Raw genomic sequence first — 20,483 nt, forward strand, 5'->3', positions numbered from 1 at the left:
TGCCTTGAACACAAAAATAACAAGACTGGAGACACCCCCATGGACTTCAAACGCACCTTGCTCGCCGCTGCACTTCCTCTGATGTTCACCTTTGCCGGAGCCGCTCAGGCCCTGGAAATCAAATTCGCCGACATCCACCCCGCCGGTTATCCAACGGTAGTCGCCGAAAAAAGCATGGGCGAAGCCCTGACCAAGGAAACCAATGGCGACCTGACCTTCAAGTATTTCCCGGGCGGTGTGCTCGGCTCGGAGAAAGAGGTCATCGAACAGGCGCAGGTCGGCGCGATCCAGATGACCCGCGTCAGTCTCGGCATCGTCGGTCCGGTGGTACCGGATGTGAACGTGTTCAACATGCCGTTCATCTTCCGCGATCAGGCGCATATGCGCGCAGTCATTGACGGCGAAGTCGGCGATGCGATTCTCGACAAGATCACCAATTCCGAATTCGGCCTGGTAGCCCTGGCCTGGATGGACGGCGGCACGCGCAACATCTACACCAAGAAACCGGTGCGCAAACTCGAAGACCTCAAGGGTATGAAGATTCGCGTGCAAGGCAACCCGATGTTCATCGACACCATCAATGCGATGGGCGGCAACGGCATTGCGATGGACACTGGCGAGATTTTCAGTGCCCTGCAAACCGGCGTGATCGACGGGGCGGAAAACAACCCGCCTACCCTGCTCGAACACAACCATTTCCAGAACGCCAAGTTCTACAGCCTGACCGGTCACTTGATCCTGCCCGAGCCCATCGTGATGTCGAAAATCACCTGGGAAAAACTGACTCCCGATCAACAAGTACTGGTCAAGAAAGCAGCCAAAGCCGCGCAGGCCGAGGAACGCACGTTGTGGGACGCCAAGTCCACCAGCAGTGAAGAGAAACTCAAGGCTGCCGGCGTCGAGTTCATCACCGTCGACAAAAAACCGTTCTACGAGGCCACCGCCTCGGTCCGCGAGAAGTACGGCGCGCCTTACGCCGACCTGATCAAGCGCATCGAAGCCGTTCAGTAACTCTCTGTCCTCAATGAAAGGCCCGGCAGCGCTGACCTCGTTTGGTGTCAGCGCCTGCCCGGTTACGGTGGAACCCGATGAAGAATCTGCTGCTGAGCATCAATGACCGGATCTACATGGCCTGCATCTGGGTCGCCGGTCTGTCGGTGCTGACCATTTCCCTGATCATCCCCTGGGGCGTGTTCGCCCGTTACATCCTTGGCACCGGTTCGAGCTGGCCGGAGCCCACCGCCATTCTGCTGATGATGGTGTTCACCTTCATCGGCGCTGCCGCCAGTTACCGTGCGGGTGCACACATGGCCGTGGCCATGGTCACTGATCGCCTGAACCCGAACATGCGCAGAACCATGAGCATCGTTTCCCAGGTGTTGATGGGCATCATCTGCCTGTTCATGACCATCTGGGGCGCCAAGCTGTGCATGTCGACCTGGAACCAGTTCATGAGCGCCCTGCCTACCCTGCGCGTGGGCATTACCTACATGCCGATCCCGGTTGGCGGCGCGCTGACACTGATTTTCGTCATCGAAAAACTCTTGCTGGGTGACCAGAGCAATCGCCGCGTGGTGCGGTTCGATCTGGTTGAAGAAAACGAAGGGGCTGCCTGATGGACGCATTGATTCTGCTGGGCAGTTTTATCGCACTGATCCTGATCGGCATGCCGGTCGCCTACGCCCTCGGCTTGTCGGCGCTGATCGGCGCGTGGTGGATCGACATTCCGTTCCAGGCCTTGATGATTCAGGTCGCGGGCGGGGTGAACAAATTCTCGCTGCTGGCGATTCCGTTCTTTGTGCTGGCCGGGGCGATCATGGCCGAGGGCGGCATGTCGCGGCGGCTGGTGGCATTTGCCGGTGTCTTGGTCGGATTCGTCCGTGGTGGCCTGTCGCTGGTCAACATCGTGGCTTCGACGTTCTTCGGCGCCATTTCCGGTTCGTCGGTAGCCGACACCGCTTCCGTGGGCTCGGTGCTGATCCCGGAAATGGAGCGCAAAGGCTACCCGCGTGATTTCTCCACGGCGGTGACCGTCAGCGGTTCCGTGCAAGCGCTGTTGACCCCGCCGAGCCACAACTCGGTGCTCTACTCGCTGGCCGCTGGCGGTACCGTGTCCATCGCATCGCTGTTCATGGCCGGCGTGGTGCCCGGGCTGTTGATGAGCGCGTGCCTGATGGTGCTCTGCCTGATTTTCGCGCGTAAACGCGACTATCCCAAAGGCGAAGTCATCCCGATGCGCCAGGCCCTGAAAATCTGCGGCGAAGCGCTGTGGGGTCTGATGGCGATGGTGATCATCCTCGGCGGCATCCTGTCAGGAATTTTCACTGCCACCGAATCAGCTGCCATCGCAGTGCTGTGGTCGTTCTTCGTGACCATGTTCATCTACCGCGACTACAAGTGGAGTGAACTGCCCAAGCTGATGCATCGCACCGTGCGGACGATTTCGATCGTGATGATCCTGATCGGTTTCGCCGCGAGCTTCGGCTACATCATGACCCTGATGCAGATTCCGGCGAAGATCACCACGCTGTTCCTGACCCTGTCGGACAACCGCTACGTGATCCTGATGTGCATCAACGTCATGCTGCTGTTGCTCGGCACAGTGATGGACATGGCGCCGCTGATCCTGATCCTCACGCCCATCCTGATGCCGGTGATTCTCGGCATTGGCGTCGACCCGGTGCAGTTCGGCATGATCATGCTGGTCAACCTCGGGATCGGATTGATAACACCGCCGGTGGGCGCCGTGCTGTTTGTCGGCTCGGCGGTGGGCAAGGTCAGCATCGAGAGCACCGTGAAAGCGCTGCTGCCGTTCTATGCCGTGCTGTTCATGGTGTTGATGCTGGTGACGTACGTACCGGCTATTTCGCTGTGGCTGCCGCATCTGGTGTTGTAAGCCGCTAAAGATCGCAGCTTCGGCAGCTCCTACAGGAAGCGCATTCCAATGTAGGAGCTGTCGAGTGAAACGAGGCTGCGATCTTTTGACCTTCATGCGCTCAAGCCCGCAACAACATGTACCCCGCCACCACCAGACATACACTCGCAAACCCCACCTGCAACGCCCGGGCCGGCACCCTCGCGCAAAGCTTGCGCCCGATGATCATGCCGACAACGCTGGCGACAATAAACGAAGCGCCCAGGCTGTCGATCCGCACCCCGGCATGAAACGCGCCGATCACACCGATCGCCGAAATCAGGCTGATTACCATCAATGACGTGGCAACGATGCCGCGCATCTGCACGTCGGTCAGTTGCTTGAACGCCGGCACGATCAAGAAGCCGCCACCCACGCCCAACAACCCTGAAACAACGCCCGTCACCGCACCCAATGCCGCCAGGGTTGCCGTGCATTTGGCCGTCCAGTCGAAGCGTCCGGTCTCTTCATCGAGCATGCAATTCTTCTGCCCCCAACTGGCGTGGCCATGATCACTCGGCCCCGCTTGCTCACGCTCGCGCCGCAACATGCGCCAGGCAACCATGACCATCAGCAGGCTGAACAGAATCATCAGGATTTTCTCCGGCAACTGATGCGCGAAGTAGATCCCCAGCGGCGAAAACACCGCGCCCAGTGCGGCAATCAACAGCGCCGCGCGGTAACGCACCAGACCATGACGCAAGCCATCGATAGCGCCGACCGCCGCCGCACTGCCGACGGCAAACAACGCCACCGGCGCCGCTTGCGTCATCGTCCAGCCGAGCCCGAGCACCAGCGCCGGCACCGCGAGAATCCCGCCGCCGGCCCCGGTCAACCCGAGGACCAACCCCATCACCACGCCAAACAGACTTGCCAGCAACATAGGGTTTTCTCAATCGACCTTGGACAGGCTGGTCAGCCATTCGCGACCCTTGAGCATGCCGTTCCAGTAGAACCACGGCAGCAGCGTTGCCTTCAACCACCATGCCGAACGACGTGGCACGGTCGGGTCCAGGGCAAAGGTCGGCAGCAATTTACCGGCATAACCGAACTCGGCGAGGATCACTTTGCCCTTCTCCACCGTCAGCGGGCAGGAACCGTAGCCGTCGTACTTAAGCGGCAACGGTTGTTGCTTGCGCAGGGCCAGCAGGTTCTGGGCGACCACCACAACTTGCTTGCGCACCGCCGCTGCAGTTTTCGCGTTGCTGGTGCCACAGATATCGCCCAGTGCAAACACCTCGGGATAACGTGGATGCTGCAGGCTGTGCGGATTGACTTCGCACCAGCCAGCGGCGTCGGCCAATGTGCTTTGCGCGATAAAGTCCGGCGAAACCTGCGGCGGTACAACGTGCAGCAGGTCGAAGGTCTTTGCCTCGCGGGTGACGTTGCCTTCGGCGTCCTTGACCTCGAACCACGCGGTTTTCGCCGGGCCGTCGACCTTGACCAGATTCGCGTTGAACGCCAGTTGTGCGTTGTACTTCTCGATGTATTTCATCAGCGGCGGCACGAACGTGGCCACGCCGAACAGCGCGGCGCCCGCCAGATTGAATTCGACATTAATGTTGTTCAGCACGCCGCTTTTCAGCCAGTGATCACAGGACAGGTACAGCGCTTTTTGCGGGGCACCGGCGCATTTGATCGGCATTGCCGGCTGAGTGAACAGTGCCTTGCCGCCGCGTAGTTTCTGCACCTGATCCCAGGTGTACTGCGCGTGCTGATAGCTGTAGTTGGAGGTGACGCCGTGCTGGCCGAGGCTGTCCTGCAATCCTTCGATTTTCTCCCAGGCCAGACGCAGGCCGGGGCAGACGATCAGGTTTTGATAGCTGATATTGCGTTGATCGCTGAGGGTGAGTTGGCGGTTGTCCGCGTCGATTTGGGTAACCGCCGCTTGAATCCAGGTGGCCTGGCGCGGCATGACTTTGCTCATCGGCCGAACGGTGTCTTTCACGTCATAAGCGCCACCACCAACCAGCGTCCACGCCGGTTGGTAGTAATGCTGGGAACTCGGTTCGATGACGGTGATGTTCAAGTGCGGATCGCGCCTGAGCAGGCTGGCGACGAAGGCGATACCGGCAGTGCCGCCGCCGATGACCACGATATCTGCACTGATGGATGGGCCCCAGTGTTGATCGTTCATTGCTTGTTCCTTTTAGCTGCACGCAAGGATTTCTCAGCCACCACACAAAACAAACTGTAGGAGTGAGCCTGCTCGCGATAGCGGTAGTTCAGCCGAAATCTTCATTGACTGACCCACCGCTATCGCGAGCAGGCTCACTCCTACAGGTTCTGTGTGTGGGCGGATATTTATTGGTGACCCAGGCTTTTCAGCACAGCGCCGCAGTAGAGCCCGGACAATGTCTTCATCACCTGAATCACTTCAGGACTGGCCAGGCCGTAAAAGATGTACTTGCCTTCACGACGGGTTCCGACCAATCCCTCATCGCGCAGGATGCCCAATTGCTGGGACAGCGTCGGTTGACGCACGCCGGTCATCTTTTCCAGTTCGCCGACATTGCGTTCGCCCTGCGTCAGTTGACAGAGGATCAACAGGCGATCTTCATTGGCCATGGCCTTGAGCAGCGAACAGGCCTTGGAGGCCGAGGCGCGCAATTGGGCGACTTCACATTCGGTCAGACTGGATTGCATTTGCATGATGCCTTCAACGTCACTTAAGCTGCGAACATTATGTTTTTACATAAAGTGTTGCAACTGACTTTTCCACCCTTGCACAGGTTCATGTCCATGCCCGCGTTGATTGAAGCCTTTCTTGACCCCGCCTCCTCGACCTACAGCTACGTGGTCTACGAGGCCGACGGCGGACAATGCGCAATCGTCGACCCGGTGCTCGACTACGATGGCGCCGCCGGCCGCACCTGCACCGCTCAGGCCGACAAGATCATCGCTTTTGTGCGGGCACACAGCCTGCAAGTGCAATGGCTACTGGAAACCCACGCCCACGCCGATCACCTGTCCGCCGCGCCGTATCTGCGCCGAGAGCTTGGCGGCAAGATCGCGATTGGCGAGTCGATCAGCAAAGTGCAGAACGTGTTCAAGGCGTTGTTCAATCTCGAGCCGGAATTCTGTGTCGATGGCTCGCAGTTCGATCACCTGTTCGCGCCAAACGAGTCATTCACCATCGGCAACCTCAAAGCCACGGCGCTGCATGTGCCGGGGCACACACCGGCAGACATGGCTTACTTGATCGACGGCGAGCAGATTCTGGTCGGTGACACGCTGTTCATGCCGGATGTGGGCACGGCGCGCTGCGACTTCCCCGGCGGCAATGCCCATCAACTGTTCAACTCGATTCACAAACTGCTGGCCTTCCCTGCCAGCGTGAAACTCTACGTTTGCCACGACTACCCGCCTGAGGGCCGCGAGGCCCACTGCCAGACTACCGTCGGTGAACAGCGTAAAAGCAACATTCATGTACATGACGGCATTGATGAAGCGGCGTTCGTCGAGATGCGTACCAAGCGTGATGCCGGGTTGGGCATGCCGACGCTGTTGCTGCCGGCGATTCAGGTGAATGTGCGCGCGGGGAATTTTCCGGCGGCGGAAGACAACGGTGTGGTGTACCTGAAGATTCCGCTCAATTCTTTATAGGAACCCGTCACTCGAACCATCACCAGCTTATTTTTCCTACGAACGCTGGCGATAGCGATGAACTGGTGAAAATCCTCTCAGCGAGCAAACTCCATTGAACAAACATTCAATGGAGTTTTCGCAATATGGATATTCGTCGTAATCACCGTGACATGTCAGCGGCACAGAAAGCCGCGTTCATCAGGGCGATCCTGATTCTGAAGAATCATACCCCCAGCATTCTGCGGCCCGGCGAGCAGTATCGCTACGATGACTTTGTACAGATTCACAAGAACTCCATGGGGCTGGGCAATCCGATCACCCCCAACCCCCATCGCAACCCGCTGTTTTTTCCCTGGCACCGGATCCTGATTCGCCAATTCGAGTGGGAACTGCAAGTCGTGGCTGACGACCCCGGCATTACCCTGCCTTACTGGAACTGGAGCATGAGCGGCGCAGACAATCCCTTCAATGATGACTTCATGGGCAGGGATGGCGATCCCCAGTCAAACCAGCGTGTAACCCTCGGGCCATTTGCTTTCAAGGGTCGCGCCTTTGACGTCAGGGTCTGGAATGGTGACGAAGGAGCTCCGGAACTCAGGCGCGACTTCGGCGCGGACGGCTCGCCACTGCCTGACGCGCAAGAAATCGAGTCGGTCATGATGCGAACACCCTACTGGTCTGAACCTGAAGGGTGGGAAAACACTATTGAGCAGATGCACAACAATGTGCATTCGTGGGTGGGCGGCAACATGGGTACAGCCACATCGCCGAACGACCCGATATTCTTTCTGCACCACTGCCACCTCGATTACCTGTGGGAACGGTGGAAGCGTCAGCACCCTGCCGAACCCGCCATCGCGTTTGCCGATGACGCCTCCCAGGACATGCTCGATGTCACCCTGATCTTTCATCCGGACATCGAGCCTGCACCTTGGCAAAGAACCTGGAAGGTTGGACAGGTCCTCGACACGGAGGCACTTGATTATCGGTATGACTTGAGTGATGGCGCCGCAATCAGGCGCCCAGAATCAGACCGTTGACCGGCAGCGGCAACGCCGTCTTGTAGCGCACCTGTTTGAGCGCAAAGCTCGATCGGATATTCGCCACACCGGGAACCTTGGTGAGGAAGTCCATCATGAAGCGTTCCAGCGACTGAATCGTCGGCACCAGGACCCGGATGAGGTAATCCGGGTCTCCGGCCATTAGGTAGCACTCCATTACCTCAGGGCGATCAGAAATCGCCTCTTCGAAATGCTGCAGCGCCTCCTCGACCTGCTTCTCCAGGCTGACATGGATGAACACGTTGACATGCAGGCCCAGCAAATCGGCGTCGAGCAGCGTGACTTGCTCGCGAATCAGGCCTAATTCTTCCATGGCCTTGACCCGGTTAAAGCACGGTGTTGGCGACAGATTTACCGAGCGTGCGAGGTCGGCGTTGGTGATGCGCGCATTCTCCTGAAGGCTGTTGAGAATGCCGATATCGGTACGGTCCAGTTTGCGCATGAGACAAAACCACCTGTTTTTTATGTTTATGCAGATTTTTTATCTGCAAATCGTCTCCAGCGCAACGAAACAGAGAGAAATATTCTTCTTGCCCGCGCCTATGATTGTTGTAGGACAAGATTTCTTCTACCGAAGAATGACTGCCAGCTCACTACAAGAAATTCACAAGATCGAGCGTAGAAGCCATGACACAAGCGTACGAACCGCTGCGTCTGCACGTCCCTGAACCCTCGGGCCGTCCAGGCTGCAAAACTGATTTTTCCTACCTGCATCTGACCGATGCCGGTACGGTGCGCAAACCTCCCATCGACGTAGAACCTGCCGACACCGCCGACCTGGCGCGAGGCCTGATTCGCGTGCTCGACGATCAGGGCAACGCCCTCGGCCCATGGGCTGAAAACGTGCCGGTCGAGATCCTGCGCAAAGGCATGCGCGCCATGCTCAAGACGCGCATCTACGACAACCGCATGGTGGTCGCCCAGCGTCAGAAAAAAATGTCGTTCTACATGCAGAGCCTTGGCGAAGAAGCCATTGGCAGCGCCCAGGCGCTGGCGTTGAACGTCGACGACATGTGTTTTCCGACCTACCGTCAGCAAAGCATTCTGATGGCGCGCGACGTGCCGTTGGTCGACCTGATCTGCCAGTTGTTGTCCAACGAGCGCGATCCGCTCAAGGGCCGTCAACTGCCGATCATGTACTCGGTCAAGGACTTCGGCTTCTTCACCATTTCCGGCAACCTCGCCACCCAGTTCATTCAGGGCGTGGGCTGGGGCATGGCCTCGGCGATCAAGGGCGACACCAAAATCGCCTCGGCCTGGATCGGCGACGGCGCCACCGCCGAATCGGACTTCCACACCGCCCTCACCTTCGCCCACGTTTACCGGGCGCCAGTGATCCTCAACGTGGTCAACAACCAGTGGGCGATTTCGACCTTCCAGGCCATCGCTGGCGGTGAAGCCACCACCTTCGCCGGACGCGGCGTCGGTTGCGGCATTGCCTCGCTGCGTGTTGACGGTAACGACTTCTACGCGGTCTACGCGGCTTCTGCCTGGGCTGCCGAGCGCGCCCGCCGCAACCTCGGCCCGACCATGATCGAATGGGTCACCTACCGCGCCGGCCCGCACTCGACCTCCGACGATCCGTCCAAATATCGTCCGGCCGATGACTGGAGCCACTTCCCGCTCGGCGACCCGATCGCGCGCCTCAAACAGCACCTGATCAAGATCGGCCACTGGTCCGATGAAGAGCACGCCGCCGTCAGCGCCGAACTCGAAGCCGAAGTGATTGCCGCGCAGAAACAGGCCGAGCAGTACGGCACCCTCGCCGGCGGCCAGATTCCAAGCGCCGCGACCATGTTCGAAGACGTCTACAAAGAGATGCCGGAGCACTTGAAGCGCCAGCGTCAGCAGTTGGGGGTCTGAGATGAACGATCACAACAACAATATTCAGCTGGAAACCGCCATGACCACGACCACCATGACCATGATCCAGGCCCTGCGCTCGGCCATGGATGTGATGCTTGAGCGCGACGACAACGTGGTCGTGTTCGGTCAGGACGTCGGTTACTTCGGTGGCGTGTTCCGCTGCACCGAAGGCCTGCAGACCAAATACGGTTCCTCGCGGGTGTTCGACGCACCGATCTCCGAAAGCGGCATCGTCGGCGTCGCCGTCGGCATGGGCGCTTACGGTTTGCGTCCGGTGGCTGAGATCCAGTTCGCCGACTACGTCTACCCGGCGTCCGACCAGATCATTTCCGAAGCGGCGCGTCTGCGCTATCGCTCGGCTGGCGAGTTCACCGCACCGATGACCCTGCGCATGCCGTGCGGTGGTGGCATCTACGGTGGCCAGACCCACAGCCAGAGCATCGAGGCGATGTTCACTCAAGTCTGCGGCCTGCGCACGGTCATGCCGTCCAACCCGTATGACGCCAAAGGTTTGCTGATCGCCTCCATTGAAAACGATGACCCGGTGATCTTCCTCGAGCCAAAACGCCTGTACAACGGCCCGTTCGACGGCCACCACGACCGCCCGGTAACCCCGTGGTCGAAACACCCTGCCGCGCAAGTGCCGGACGGTTACTACACCGTGCCGCTGGACGTCGCCGCGATCACCCGTCCGGGCAAGGACGTCACCGTCCTGACTTACGGCACCACCGTGTATGTCTCGCAAGTGGCCGCTGAAGAAAGCGGCGTCGATGCCGAAGTCATCGACCTGCGCAGCCTGTGGCCGCTGGACCTGGAAACCATCGTCAAATCGGTGAAGAAAACCGGTCGCTGCGTGGTGGTTCACGAAGCCACTCGCACCTGCGGTTTCGGTGCTGAGTTGGTATCGCTGGTGCAAGAGCATTGCTTCCATCACCTGGAAGCGCCGATCGAACGCGTCACCGGTTGGGACACCCCCTACCCGCACGCGCAAGAGTGGGCGTATTTCCCTGGCCCGTCCCGTGTGGGCGCGGCTTTGAAACGGGTTATGGAGGTCTGAATGGGCACGCACGTTATCAAGATGCCGGACATTGGCGAAGGCATCGCAGAAGTAGAACTGTCGCAGTGGCACGTCAAGGTTGGCGATCTGGTGGTTGAAGATCAGGTACTCGCGGATGTCATGACCGACAAGGCGATGGTCGATATTCCGTCGCCGGTGCACGGCAAGGTGATTGCGCTTGGCGGTCAGCCGGGTGAAGTGATGGCGGTTGGCAGCGTGCTGATCAGCATTGAAGTGGAAGGCGCGGGCAATCTGAAAGAATCGGCTGCGCCGGCTGCGGTTGCTGCCAAGGAACCTGCTGCACCGAAAGTCGAAGCTGTCGTAGAAACCAAACCCGCCGCCGCTGCACCGCGTTCGGCTGCCGTTTGCCAGGGCCCGATGGTTGCCCGTGAGGCGGATGAACGTCCGCTGGCCTCTCCGGCCGTGCGCAAACACGCGCTGGATCTGGGCATTCAATTGCGCCTCGTGCGTGGCAGTGGCCCGGCCGGTCGCGTATTGCACGAAGACCTCGACGCCTATCTGGCGCAAGGTCAGTCCAACGCTCAAGCGCCAGTGGCAGCGGCTTATGCCCAGCGCAACGACGAAGAACAGATTCAAGTGATCGGCATGCGCCGCAAGATCGCCCAGCGCATGCAGGACGCCACCCAGCGTGCCGCGCACTTCAGTTACGTCGAAGAAATCGACGTCACCGCGATTGAAGAACTGCGCGCGCATTTGAACGAAAAACACGGCGCCAGCCGTGGCAAGTTGACCTTGCTGCCGTTCCTCGTCCGCGCACTGGTCGTCGCCCTGCGCGACTTCCCGCAGATGAACGCCCGTTACGACGACGAAGCCCAGGTAATCACTCGCCTCGGCGCTGTGCATGTCGGGGTCGCCACGCAAAGCGATGTCGGCTTGATGGTGCCGGTGGTGCGTCACGCCGAAGCGCGCAGCCTGTGGGACAGTGCTGCAGAAATCTCGCGCCTGGCCAACGCCGCCCGCAATGGCAAGGCCAGCCGCGATGAACTGTCCGGCTCGAGCATCACCCTGACCAGCCTCGGTGCGTTGGGCGGCATCGTCAGTACGCCGGTGCTGAATCTGCCGGAAGTGGCGATCGTCGGCGTCAACAAAATCGTCGAGCGCCCGATGGTCGTCAAAGGCCAGGTAGTGATCCGCAAGATGATGAACCTCTCCAGCTCCTTCGATCACCGCGTGGTCGATGGCATGGACGCGGCGCTCTTCATCCAGGCCATTCGTGGCTTGATCGAACAACCCGCCACTTTGTTTGTGGAGTAAGGCTCGTATGCAATCTCTGAACACCACGCTGCTGATCATCGGCGGCGGTCCTGGCGGTTATGTGACGGCGATTCGCGCCGGGCAACTGGGCATTCAGACCATTCTGGTCGAAGGCCAATCGCTGGGCGGCACTTGCTTGAACATCGGCTGCATCCCGTCGAAAGCGCTGATCCACGTCGCTGAGCAGTTTCATCAGACCCAGCAGCACAACCAGCATTCGGCGTTGGGTATCAGCGTTTCGGCGCCGACCCTCGACATCAGCAAAAGCGTCGAGTGGAAGGACGGCATTGTTGATCGCCTGACCACTGGCGTGGCTGCCCTGCTGAAGAAGAACAAGATTCAAGTCATCAACGGCTGGGCCAAAGTCATCGACGGCAAAACCGTGGAAGTCGGCGACACGCGCATTCAGTGCGAGCATCTGGTGCTGGCCACCGGTTCGACCAGCGTCAATCTGCCGATCCTGCCAATTGGCGGGCCGATCATCTCCTCCACCGAAGCGCTGGCGCCTAAAAGCGTGCCGAAACGCCTTGTCGTGGTTGGCGGTGGCTATATCGGTCTGGAGTTGGGCATTGCCTATCGCAAGCTCGGCGCTGAAGTCAGCGTGGTCGAGGCGCAGGAGCGCATTCTGCCGGCCTATGACGCTGAGCTGACGCAACCGGTGCATGAAGCGCTGAAGCAACTGGGCGTGAAACTGTATCTGAACCACAGCGTGCAGGGTTTCGACGGTACGTTGCAGGTGCGTGATCCAAACGGCGACACCCTGAATCTGGAAACCGATCAGGTGCTGGTGGCCGTCGGTCGCAAACCGAATACACAAGGCTGGAACCTTGAAGCGCTGAATCTGGACATGAATGGTTCGGCGATCAAGATCGACGGCCGCTGCCAGACCAGCATGCGTAATGTCTACGCGATCGGCGACCTGAGCGGCGAGCCGATGCTCGCCCACCGCGCCATGGCGCAAGGCGAGATGGTTGCCGAGCTGATCAGCGGCAAAACCCGCGAATTCAACCCGACCGCCATCGCTGCCGTGTGCTTCACCGACCCGGAACTGGTGGTGGTCGGCAAAACGCCGGACGAGGCCAAGACTGCCGGGCTCGACTGCATCGTTTCCAGCTTCCCGTTCGCCGCCAATGGCCGGGCGATGACGCTGGAATCGAAAACCGGCTTCGTACGCGTGGTCGCGCGTCGCGACAATCATCTGATTGTCGGCTGGCAGGCAGTGGGTGTCGGGGTTTCGGAATTGTCCACGGCGTTTGCGCAAAGCCTGGAAATGGGCGCGCGGCTGGAAGACATCGGCGGCACCATTCACGCACATCCGACCTTGGGTGAAGCGGTGCAGGAAGCGGCATTGCGTGCTTTGGGGCATGCGCTTCATCTATGAAGATCAAAAGATCGCAGCCTTCGGCAGCTCCTACAGGGCTTCGCTGAGTTTTTGTAGGAGCTGCCGAAGGCTGCGATCTTTTAATGGTAGATGCGGATTTTCATAAGCAGGCTATAAATCTGCTATCTCCCGATAGTCCGGGCTGCGAAACCGCTCAAGAATGAAGTATTGTTGTGCCCATCCAAAAAACGTCAGAAGCCTTGAACCGTTTCGGCGGTTGTTCAGTGATAGAGGGTGTCATGGGTAACGAAAGCATCAATTGGGACAAGCTGGGTTTTGACTACATCAAGACCGACAAGCGCTATCTGTCGTACTTTCGCGATGGCGAGTGGGACAAAGGCACCTTAACCTCTGACAACGTGCTGCACATCAGCGAAGGCTCGACTGCCCTTCACTATGGTCAGCAGTGCTTCGAAGGCATGAAGGCCTATCGTTGCAAGGACGGTTCGATCAACCTGTTCCGCCCGGACCAGAACGCCCTGCGCATGCAACGCAGCTGCGCGCGTCTGCTGATGCCGATGGTCGAAACCGAGCAGTTCATCGAAGCCTGCAAAGAAGTGGTTCGCGCCAACGAGCGTTTCATTCCGCCATACGGCACCGGCGGCGCGCTGTACCTGCGTCCGTTCGTGATCGGCGTGGGTGACAACATCGGCGTGCGCACCGCGCCCGAGTTCATCTTCTCGATCTTCTGCATCCCGGTCGGCGCCTACTTCAAGGGCGGCCTGACCCCGCACAACTTCCAGATCTCCAGCTACGACCGCGCCGCCCCACAAGGCACCGGCGCAGCCAAGGTCGGCGGCAACTACGCGGCCAGCCTGATGCCGGGCTCGAAAGCGAAGAAAGCCAACTTCGCTGACGCGATCTACCTGGACCCGATGACCCATACCAAAATCGAAGAAGTCGGCTCGGCCAACTTCTTCGGGATCACCCACGACAACAAGTTCGTGACCCCGAGCTCACCATCGGTACTGCCGGGCATCACCCGTCTGTCGCTGATCGAGCTGGCGAAAACGCGTCTGGGTCTGGAAGTGGTTGAAGGCGACGTGCTGATCGACAAACTGGCTGACTTCAAGGAAGCCGGCGCCTGCGGCACTGCTGCGGTGATCACCCCGATCGGCGGCATCAGCTACAACGACCATCTGCATGTGTTCCACAGCGAAACCGAAGTCGGCCCGGTTACCCAGAAGCTCTACAAAGAGCTGACTGGCGTGCAAACCGGCGACATCGAAGCGCCAGCGGGCTGGATCGTCAAGGTTTGATCTGACGGCTGCTGATGTACGAAAGCCCCCACCGGGAAACCGGTGGGGGCTTTTTATTTAAAGCGAAATCAAAAGATCGTCCGATCGCGGCCCGAGCCTTCGGCAGCTCCTACAGTGACTCAGTATGCTTGGGACATTTGTGTATCGGGTGTTCACGCTTCCCTGTAGGAGCTGCCGAAGGCTGCGATCTTTTATTTAAGCGCAATCCGCTTCCCGGAACGCCCGGCAATCCCGCTAGCCTGCCCATTCTGCTGTTTGCCCATCCGCGCCTGCATGATCAACCCGGGGATCAACTCCCCCTCCGGCAGATTTTTCCAGAACCGCACCGGCAAATGACCTTGCATCACCTTCGGGTTGAGCCGTGCCGGGTTGAAGATGTGGCTGTAGTAGGTCAGCCACAGATCACCGTGCGGATCGTCGACGTTCTGTGCCATTTGCTGCCATTCCACGGGGCATTGGCGCTCATGGATCAGTTGTTCACCATCGTAATAAACGCCATCACGCGGGGTCGCGATCAGCCAACGGTGCCGGCCCATGCGCGCGACGAAATGCTCGCTGGCGCTGTGCAGGATGTCGTGGGCCGGTTCATGCCAGGCGACATATTGCGGACCTGGCAAATCTTTCGGGCGCTCGATGAAGCGCACAAAAGCATGCAGGTGATGGGCTTCGCGGCGTACTTGCTTGATCCGCCGCTGTAACTCGCTGCCCAGTTTGTCGCCAGCCATCATCGCCGTGCGATCGCCGTGGCTGACCCGCCATAGAACTTCGTACAAGAGACTCCAGCGCTGGTCGCCGCGATATTGTGCGGCTTGCCCAAGCGTATCGAGCAATGCTCGCGGGATCCGCGCCTGGAATGGCCCCTGCCCTTCGGGTACTTGATGATCACTGGCAAAAAGATCACTGACGCCCTCGCTGGCCCAACTCACCACACTCGGGTCGACTTCATGGCTAAGCAGCCAGCGTGCCTGCTGGCGCCAGGTGTCGAACAGGTCGTCGCAATCGAGATTGATCATCCCCACAACCCCATCTGCTGCGGCATCGGCCGGTCGCGCAATTGCTGATACAGCAATTGACTGGTGACCTCGGCCTGCTGCGGGTGGTAATCGCTGGTGATGATGAACGGCTTGGCCTTGGCCAGCACACAGCGCATGCGCGCCACGTCTTCGTAACGGATGCGCCGCTGCCGGCGCAACTCCACCAGGCGCTCCGTGGTGCGCAGGCCAATGCCTGGAATGCGCGCGATCAACGAGGGTTCGGCACTGTTCAGATCCAGCGGGAATACCTCGCGATTCTGCAGCGCCCACGCCAGTTTCGGGTCGATGTCCAACGCCAGGTTTCCCGGCCCCTTGAGCAACTCGCCAGCGCTGTAGCCGTAGCTGCGCAACAGAAAATCAGCCTGATACAAGCGATGCTCGCGCATCAGCGGCGGCGCGGCCAGCGGCACGCTTTTCGGGCTGTCGGGGATCGGACTGAACGCCGAGTAGTAGACCCGGCGCAGCCGGAAGTTACCGTACAAGGCCTGGGCGCCATGGAGAATGGTGCTGTCGTCGGTGTCATCGGCGCCGACAATCATCTGCGTGCTTTGCCCGGCCGGCGCGAACTTTGGCGCTCGTGGCTCGTTGAGTACGGTCTGCTCGCCGGTGTAGATGGTTTGCATCGCCTGCTTGATCGAACCGATGTCTTTCTCCGGGGCGAGGATTTGCAGGCTGGTATCAGTCGGCAGCTCGATGTTGACGCTGAGGCGATCGGCATAACGCCCAGCCTCCGCGATCAATGCCGGATCGGCTTCGGGAATGGTCTTGAGGTGGATGTAGCCGCGAAACTCGTGCTCTTCGCGGAGCAGTTTAGCCACTCGAACCAGCTGCTCCATGGTGTAGTCCGCCGAGCGGATAATCCCCGAACTGAGAAACAGCCCGCTGACGCAGTTACGGCGGTAGAAGTCCATGGTCAGCGCCACGACTTCCTCGGGCGTGAAACGCGCGCGAGGTACATCGCTGGAGCGGCGGTTGACGCAGTATTGGCAATCGTAGAGGCAGAAATTGGTCAGCAGAATTTTCAGCAGCGAGACGCAGCGCCCGTCCGGCGTATAACTGTGGCAAATGCCCATGCCATTGGTCGAGCCCAGACCACTCTTGCCCTCGGAACTGCGCTTGGGCGCGCCACTGCTGGCGCAGGAGGCGTCGTACTTGGCGGCGTCGGCGAGAATACTGAGCTTGTCGATGATTTGCATGGCGCGGGCCCTTTACTGGTTGCATATACAGTATAGGGTCGACCTGTCAGGTTCAAGGTGTAAGCGTGCCCTTCGTCGGCAGATCAAAAGATCGCACTACACGTGATCACCGCTCTTTGTAGGAGCTGCCGAAGGCTGCGATCTGTTGATCTGACTGTTCTCAATCGTCAATTCGATACCAAACTTGGCACGAATTTCCTTGCGCCCCACCGCCGTCAACGCCAACGCCCGACTGTCCAGATCCTGCGTCACCCACTTGCGCTTCAACGCCGTTTGCAGCAACGCCGCCCCCAGTGCCCCACCGAGATGCGGCCGGCGCATGCTCCAGTCCAGGCACGGGCAGGCAAATTTGCGCCGCAGTGCATTCAAGTCCTCGACCTCAATGCCCAACCCCGCAAACAGCGCCTCACCGCTGTCGCTCAAGCGATACGCCTGCTCGTCGGTCGCCAGCAACCACCCCGCTTCGAGCAAGCGGTCGTGCAGCATCACCGCCAGTGTCCCGGCCATGTGGTCGTAGCAAGTGCGGGCAAATTGCAGGCGATCCGGTGTGTGCGGCTTGAAGGTTGGCGCGGCGTTCTGGCCGATCACCATCAACGCTTCCAGCGCCTGTGCGACACGTTTGTCGGCGAGGCTGTAATACCGATGGCGGCCCTGAACATGCAGACGCACCAGCGCAAGATCCTTGAGTTTGGCCAGGTGCGCACTGGCGGTGGAGGCGCTGACTTCAGCAACGGCTGCCAGCTCGGTGCTGGTGCGGGCGTGGCCGTCCATCAGCGAGCAGAGGATTTTCGTGCGCGCCGGCTCGGCGATGGCCGCGGCCACCTGCGAGACGCCGATGTCTTGATGTTCTGCGTGCATATTTCGCTCCCGGACGAATCATCGCCGTTACGGACTGCAGATAGTAGCAACACTTTCCCTATCGACAAGGCTGCGAACCATGGACCCGATCATCGCTGCAACTCATGCCGATCCCTATCCCTACTACGCAACACTACGCGGCATGGGTGGACTGACGTTTGATCCCGAACTGAAATTGTGGGTCGCCAGCAGCGCTCGCGCCGTCTGCGCGGTTTTGGTTCACCCGGACTGCCACGTGCGCCCAGCGCTGGAGCCGATACCCAAAGCGATCTCCCAAGGCATGGCCGGCAAGGTCTTCGGCCAACTGATGCGGATGAACGACGGCGAACGCCAGCGCTGCCCACGATCGGCGTTTGAACCGGCGCTGGGGTTGATCGATCAGGACGACGTCAGCGCCCGGGTGAGCGCACGGTTGATAACCACAGACGCCGATGGCCTATACAGCGCCATGTTCCGCGGCCCGGTGTGCGTGGTCGCGGCGTTGCTTGGTTTCACCCCGGCACAGGCACGGACAATCAGTGCGCTGACGGCCGATTTCGCGGCGTGCCTGTCGCCATTGAGCAACGAATTGCAACTGGTGGCGGCCGACGTCGCGGCGCAAAAATTACACGGCCATTTCACTGAGTTGCTGGCAGAGCCTGATGTGCACAGCGCATTACTCGCGGGGATCGGCCAGCGCTTTGACGGCGAAAAGGAGATCCTCATCGCCAATCTGATCGGCCTCTGCTCGCAGACATTCGAGGCCTGCGCCGGACTGATCGGCAATGCGCTGCTGGCGTTGCGGCGCCAACCTGAAATACGGGAAGCACCAATGGACGCGCTGTTGGCGGAGGTCCAGCGCTTCGACCCGTCGGTGCAGAACACCCGGCGCTTTGTCGCTGCCGCTTGCGACATCGACGGTGTGCGCCTGGAGGCTGGCGAGGTGATTCTTGTACTGCTCGCTGCGGCCAATCGTGATCCGGCGTTCAATGAAGATCCGGACCAGTTTCTCTGGGATCGCCCGAATCGGCGCAGTTTCAGTTTTGGCAGCGGGCGGCATCAATGTCCGGGACAAGCCTTGGCGATGAGCATTGCCAGTGCAACCGTGAGGGAGATTCTCAATCACGGCATTGAACTGAATCGCCTGAACTGGCACTACCGGCCTTCGCTCAATGGGCGAATTCCACTGTTCAGCCTGAGAGACCACACCGGGTCTGCGTCGTGCACAAATCCTCTGTAGGAGCTGTCGAGTGAAACGAGGCTGCGATCTTTTGATCTTGTCTTCAAAAATCAGGATCAAAGATCGCAGCCTGAGAGACCACACCGGGTCTACGTCATGCACAAATCCTCTGTAGGAGCTGTCGAGCGAAACGAGGCTGCGATCTTTTGATCTTGTCTTCAAAAATCAGGATCAAAAGATCGCAGCGTGCCGCAGCTCCTACAGGGGGCGCATTGCAATTCAGGAGCTGCCGAAGCCTGCCGTCCTTTGATCTTTACCGGCTCGCACCCAGCAACTGCTCGCGCAACTCGGGGTTGCGCGTACGCGGGTCCAGCCAGATATCAAAAAACGCCCGGGCAAACCGGGGATCATTTATCTCGTGCTGCAACTGCTGGCCAACAAAAAATCGTGCGCCCTGCCCCGGCAGATAGACCCCGGTGATACGCGTGCCAGCCTGCACATCGACGAACGATTGCCGCATCTGAACCTGCCACGCGGCAAGTTGTGCAGGACTGATAGTATTGCCGGCCAGACGTTTGATTTCATCGACGCTGGCCTGTACCAGATCGTCCCGGGAAATGTTGCGCTGGTAGATAAGCTCCAAAGCGAACGGCTGGCCGTCCGCCAACGGACGCGAGGCACTCCATAAACGTGCGTTGTACACATCGAAGCCGAACACGCTGAATTCGCCGCGGCCAATGATTTGCGCGCCCGGCACCGCATCCTGCCAATTGGCCCAGGCCGGCGTGGCGAGCAATGCCCAAAGGCCAATGCCGCAGCATCCACGCCATAACCTCAGTGTTCTGTTCATCGCAGCATCGACTCCGGCATTGGCCCTGATAATCAAAGCATAGCCGAGTACCACATCGAAAATCTTGTATACAAAAACCGCACACATCTGCAGCAATGTACGTCCGGCAATGCTACCGTGGCCGTCTCTCACAGACGGAGACACCTGCGTGCTGATCCTCAAACTCCTACTGATTCCCGGTTTTCTGCTGCTGATCTCATTGGCCGGCAAGCGTTGGGGGCCAAGTGTGGCCGGGTGGCTGTCGGGGTTGCCGGTAGTGGTCGGGCCGATTCTGTTTTTCCTCGCCATCGAACAGGGGCCACAATTTGCCGCGCAGTCAGCGGTGGCCGCGTTGTCGGCGATGTTTGCCATGATCGCCTTCTGCATCACATACGCGCAGGTCGCGCAGCGGGCGAACTGGCCGTGGGCACTGAGCGCTTCGCTGGCTGTCTGGGCGGCGCTGGCGTTGGTCTTGTCGCTGATCCCGGCGTCGCTGCCGTTTTCTATAGGGGCGGCCGCAGTAGCTTTATTGGCAGCCCCCTACCTGTTTCCCAAGGTACAACCGGTGCTGAATCGCCCGGCGCCAAAGTCGGACAAACTGATCTGGCGGATGATCGCCGGCGCGGCGTTGACGCTGTTGGTGACGATGCTGGCCAGCACCGTCGGCGAGCGCTGGAGCGGACTGCTCGCGGTGTTTCCGGTGCTCGGCAGTGTCATGGCGGTGTTTTCCCAGCAGACCCGCGGCCCCGAGTTTACGGCGGCGTTGTTGCGAGCCACGGCGACCGGGATGTACTCGTTTTCGGCGTTTTGTCTGGTGTCAGCACTGACATTGCCAAGCCTGGGCTTCAGCGGATTCGCCTTGGGCGTCGCTGTGTCGGTGGCCATGCTTGGCGTCACGCGCAAACTGCTGGCCAAACCGGCACCGCAACCACAAGCCTGACGAGCCGGGCTGGAGTGCCACGGCGCTGCGTGGGATGATCGCCCACCTGGCATGACCACTTCCCGG

The 20,483-nt window shown here is 59.8% G+C and carries 20 protein-coding genes; 12 read left to right on the forward strand and 8 right to left on the reverse strand.

Features of this window, described 5'->3' with window-relative positions; all coding sequences use genetic code 11:
* Nucleotides 1-39 precede the first annotated feature (39 nt).
* From ICA15_RS27500 to ICA15_RS27510, 3 genes are all read left to right on the forward strand, one after another.
* Nucleotides 40-1,011: a TRAP transporter substrate-binding protein gene (locus ICA15_RS27500; RefSeq protein ID WP_150616433.1), complete on the forward strand. Its 972-nt coding sequence runs from the start codon at nucleotides 40-42 to the stop codon at nucleotides 1,009-1,011.
* A 77-nt stretch (nucleotides 1,012-1,088) separates the two neighbouring features.
* A complete protein-coding gene (locus tag ICA15_RS27505) occupies nucleotides 1,089-1,616 on the forward strand; it encodes a TRAP transporter small permease (RefSeq protein WP_150604595.1) in 528 nt (175 codons plus the stop codon).
* Nucleotides 1,616-2,896: a TRAP transporter large permease gene (locus tag ICA15_RS27510; RefSeq protein WP_150604594.1), complete on the forward strand. Its 1,281-nt coding sequence runs from the start codon at nucleotides 1,616-1,618 to the stop codon at nucleotides 2,894-2,896. Before ICA15_RS27505 ends, ICA15_RS27510 begins: the two co-directional genes overlap by 1 nt.
* A gap of 100 nt (nucleotides 2,897-2,996) precedes the next feature.
* On the opposite strand, the gene ICA15_RS27515 is transcribed toward ICA15_RS27510, so the two are convergent.
* The 3 genes from ICA15_RS27515 to ICA15_RS27525 form a co-directional block, all read right to left on the reverse strand.
* Nucleotides 2,997-3,797: a sulfite exporter TauE/SafE family protein gene (locus ICA15_RS27515; protein ID WP_210555117.1), complete on the reverse strand. Its 801-nt coding sequence runs from the start codon at nucleotides 3,795-3,797 to the stop codon at nucleotides 2,997-2,999.
* 9 nt (nucleotides 3,798-3,806) lie between these two features.
* Nucleotides 3,807-5,051 carry an FAD/NAD(P)-binding oxidoreductase gene (locus tag ICA15_RS27520; protein WP_210555116.1) on the reverse strand — a complete coding sequence of 415 codons (1,245 nt, stop codon included), beginning with the start codon at nucleotides 5,049-5,051 and terminating at the stop codon, nucleotides 3,807-3,809.
* Nucleotides 5,052-5,218: 167 nt separating this feature from the next.
* Nucleotides 5,219-5,560, reverse strand: coding sequence for an ArsR/SmtB family transcription factor (locus ICA15_RS27525; protein WP_150595589.1), 342 nt, complete (start codon nucleotides 5,558-5,560; stop codon nucleotides 5,219-5,221).
* Between the two features lie 96 nt (nucleotides 5,561-5,656).
* On the opposite strand from ICA15_RS27525, the gene ICA15_RS27530 reads away from it, so the two are divergent.
* Together ICA15_RS27530 and ICA15_RS27535 are read left to right on the forward strand one after the other, a co-directional pair.
* On the forward strand, nucleotides 5,657-6,520 hold the full coding sequence (locus tag ICA15_RS27530) for an MBL fold metallo-hydrolase (RefSeq protein ID WP_210555115.1): 864 nt from the start codon (nucleotides 5,657-5,659) through the stop codon (nucleotides 6,518-6,520).
* Between the two features lie 125 nt (nucleotides 6,521-6,645).
* Nucleotides 6,646-7,542 carry a tyrosinase family protein gene (locus ICA15_RS27535; protein ID WP_210555114.1) on the forward strand — a complete coding sequence of 299 codons (897 nt, stop codon included), beginning with the start codon at nucleotides 6,646-6,648 and terminating at the stop codon, nucleotides 7,540-7,542.
* On the opposite strand, the gene bkdR is transcribed toward ICA15_RS27535, so the two are convergent.
* Nucleotides 7,517-8,005, reverse strand: a complete 489-nt coding sequence (bkdR, locus tag ICA15_RS27540; protein ID WP_103305884.1) for a Bkd operon transcriptional regulator BkdR — start codon at nucleotides 8,003-8,005, stop codon at nucleotides 7,517-7,519. The two genes, ICA15_RS27535 and bkdR, sit on opposite strands and share 26 nt — an antisense overlap.
* 185 nt (nucleotides 8,006-8,190) lie before the next feature.
* Here bkdR and ICA15_RS27545 point away from each other — a divergent pair, with 185 nt between their 5' ends.
* From ICA15_RS27545 to ICA15_RS27565, 5 genes are all read left to right on the forward strand, one after another.
* A complete protein-coding gene (locus tag ICA15_RS27545) occupies nucleotides 8,191-9,426 on the forward strand; it encodes a 3-methyl-2-oxobutanoate dehydrogenase (2-methylpropanoyl-transferring) subunit alpha (RefSeq protein WP_150604590.1) in 1,236 nt (411 codons plus the stop codon).
* A 1-nt stretch (nucleotide 9,427) separates the two neighbouring features.
* Nucleotides 9,428-10,486: an alpha-ketoacid dehydrogenase subunit beta gene (locus ICA15_RS27550; RefSeq protein ID WP_042559684.1), complete on the forward strand. Its 1,059-nt coding sequence runs from the start codon at nucleotides 9,428-9,430 to the stop codon at nucleotides 10,484-10,486.
* Nucleotides 10,487-11,761: a dihydrolipoamide acetyltransferase family protein gene (locus ICA15_RS27555; RefSeq protein ID WP_210555113.1), complete on the forward strand. Its 1,275-nt coding sequence runs from the start codon at nucleotides 10,487-10,489 to the stop codon at nucleotides 11,759-11,761.
* A 7-nt stretch (nucleotides 11,762-11,768) separates the two neighbouring features.
* Entirely contained in the window at nucleotides 11,769-13,142 is a 1,374-nt protein-coding gene (gene lpdA / locus ICA15_RS27560) for a dihydrolipoyl dehydrogenase (RefSeq protein ID WP_210555112.1), read from the forward strand.
* A gap of 239 nt (nucleotides 13,143-13,381) precedes the next feature.
* A complete protein-coding gene (locus ICA15_RS27565; RefSeq protein ID WP_150604587.1) occupies nucleotides 13,382-14,401 on the forward strand; it encodes a branched-chain amino acid aminotransferase in 1,020 nt (339 codons plus the stop codon).
* Nucleotides 14,402-14,592: 191 nt separating this feature from the next.
* On the opposite strand, the gene ICA15_RS27570 is transcribed toward ICA15_RS27565, so the two are convergent.
* The 3 genes from ICA15_RS27570 to ICA15_RS27580 all read right to left on the reverse strand — a co-directional run bounded on the left by ICA15_RS27570 (nucleotide 14,593) and on the right by ICA15_RS27580 (nucleotide 17,489).
* A complete protein-coding gene (locus ICA15_RS27570; protein WP_210555111.1) occupies nucleotides 14,593-15,414 on the reverse strand; it encodes a TIGR03915 family putative DNA repair protein in 822 nt (273 codons plus the stop codon).
* The gene (locus tag ICA15_RS27575; RefSeq protein WP_150595510.1) at nucleotides 15,411-16,631 is read right to left on the reverse strand and encodes a putative DNA modification/repair radical SAM protein; all 1,221 of its coding nucleotides are present in this window, start codon (nucleotides 16,629-16,631) and stop codon (nucleotides 15,411-15,413) included. The genes ICA15_RS27570 and ICA15_RS27575 overlap by 4 nt, the downstream gene beginning before the upstream one ends.
* 96 nt (nucleotides 16,632-16,727) lie before the next feature.
* A complete protein-coding gene (locus ICA15_RS27580) occupies nucleotides 16,728-17,489 on the reverse strand; it encodes an ArsR/SmtB family transcription factor (protein WP_210555110.1) in 762 nt (253 codons plus the stop codon).
* 79 nt (nucleotides 17,490-17,568) lie between these two features.
* On the opposite strand from ICA15_RS27580, the gene ICA15_RS27585 reads away from it, so the two are divergent.
* Nucleotides 17,569-18,708 carry a cytochrome P450 gene (locus ICA15_RS27585; RefSeq protein ID WP_210555109.1) on the forward strand — a complete coding sequence of 380 codons (1,140 nt, stop codon included), beginning with the start codon at nucleotides 17,569-17,571 and terminating at the stop codon, nucleotides 18,706-18,708.
* A gap of 253 nt (nucleotides 18,709-18,961) precedes the next feature.
* On the opposite strand, the gene ICA15_RS27590 is transcribed toward ICA15_RS27585, so the two are convergent.
* Nucleotides 18,962-19,498: a chalcone isomerase family protein gene (locus ICA15_RS27590; RefSeq protein WP_210555108.1), complete on the reverse strand. Its 537-nt coding sequence runs from the start codon at nucleotides 19,496-19,498 to the stop codon at nucleotides 18,962-18,964.
* A 148-nt stretch (nucleotides 19,499-19,646) separates the two neighbouring features.
* Here ICA15_RS27590 and ICA15_RS27595 point away from each other — a divergent pair, with 148 nt between their 5' ends.
* Nucleotides 19,647-20,417 carry a hypothetical protein gene (locus tag ICA15_RS27595; RefSeq protein ID WP_150604582.1) on the forward strand — a complete coding sequence of 257 codons (771 nt, stop codon included), beginning with the start codon at nucleotides 19,647-19,649 and terminating at the stop codon, nucleotides 20,415-20,417.
* Nucleotides 20,418-20,483: the final 66 nt, after the last annotated feature.

Source organism: Pseudomonas sp. P116, assembly GCF_020149425.1.
Taxonomy (GTDB): Bacteria; Pseudomonadota; Gammaproteobacteria; order Pseudomonadales; family Pseudomonadaceae; genus Aquipseudomonas; species Aquipseudomonas anatoliensis.

Bases quoted from the DNA above. Each gene is read 5' to 3' on its own strand.
- ICA15_RS27500 (WP_150616433.1), top strand. From the start codon at position 40: ATGGACTTCAAACGCACCTTGCTCGCCGCTGCACTTCCTCTGATGTTC.
- ICA15_RS27505 (WP_150604595.1), top strand. From the start codon at position 1,089: ATGAAGAATCTGCTGCTGAGCATCAATGACCGGATCTACATGGCCTGC.
- ICA15_RS27510 (WP_150604594.1), top strand. From the start codon at position 1,616: ATGGACGCATTGATTCTGCTGGGCAGTTTTATCGCACTGATCCTGATC.
- ICA15_RS27515 (WP_210555117.1), bottom strand. From the start codon at position 3,797: ATGTTGCTGGCAAGTCTGTTTGGCGTGGTGATGGGGTTGGTCCTCGGG.
- ICA15_RS27520 (WP_210555116.1), bottom strand. From the start codon at position 5,051: ATGAACGATCAACACTGGGGCCCATCCATCAGTGCAGATATCGTGGTC.
- ICA15_RS27525 (WP_150595589.1), bottom strand. From the start codon at position 5,560: ATGCAATCCAGTCTGACCGAATGTGAAGTCGCCCAATTGCGCGCCTCG.
- ICA15_RS27530 (WP_210555115.1), top strand. From the start codon at position 5,657: ATGCCCGCGTTGATTGAAGCCTTTCTTGACCCCGCCTCCTCGACCTAC.
- ICA15_RS27535 (WP_210555114.1), top strand. From the start codon at position 6,646: ATGGATATTCGTCGTAATCACCGTGACATGTCAGCGGCACAGAAAGCC.
- bkdR (WP_103305884.1), bottom strand. From the start codon at position 8,005: ATGCGCAAACTGGACCGTACCGATATCGGCATTCTCAACAGCCTTCAG.
- ICA15_RS27545 (WP_150604590.1), top strand. From the start codon at position 8,191: ATGACACAAGCGTACGAACCGCTGCGTCTGCACGTCCCTGAACCCTCG.
- ICA15_RS27550 (WP_042559684.1), top strand. From the start codon at position 9,428: ATGAACGATCACAACAACAATATTCAGCTGGAAACCGCCATGACCACG.
- ICA15_RS27555 (WP_210555113.1), top strand. From the start codon at position 10,487: ATGGGCACGCACGTTATCAAGATGCCGGACATTGGCGAAGGCATCGCA.
- lpdA (WP_210555112.1), top strand. From the start codon at position 11,769: ATGCAATCTCTGAACACCACGCTGCTGATCATCGGCGGCGGTCCTGGC.
- ICA15_RS27565 (WP_150604587.1), top strand. From the start codon at position 13,382: ATGGGTAACGAAAGCATCAATTGGGACAAGCTGGGTTTTGACTACATC.
- ICA15_RS27570 (WP_210555111.1), bottom strand. From the start codon at position 15,414: ATGATCAATCTCGATTGCGACGACCTGTTCGACACCTGGCGCCAGCAG.
- ICA15_RS27575 (WP_150595510.1), bottom strand. From the start codon at position 16,631: ATGCAAATCATCGACAAGCTCAGTATTCTCGCCGACGCCGCCAAGTAC.
- ICA15_RS27580 (WP_210555110.1), bottom strand. From the start codon at position 17,489: ATGCACGCAGAACATCAAGACATCGGCGTCTCGCAGGTGGCCGCGGCC.
- ICA15_RS27585 (WP_210555109.1), top strand. From the start codon at position 17,569: ATGGACCCGATCATCGCTGCAACTCATGCCGATCCCTATCCCTACTAC.
- ICA15_RS27590 (WP_210555108.1), bottom strand. From the start codon at position 19,498: ATGAACAGAACACTGAGGTTATGGCGTGGATGCTGCGGCATTGGCCTT.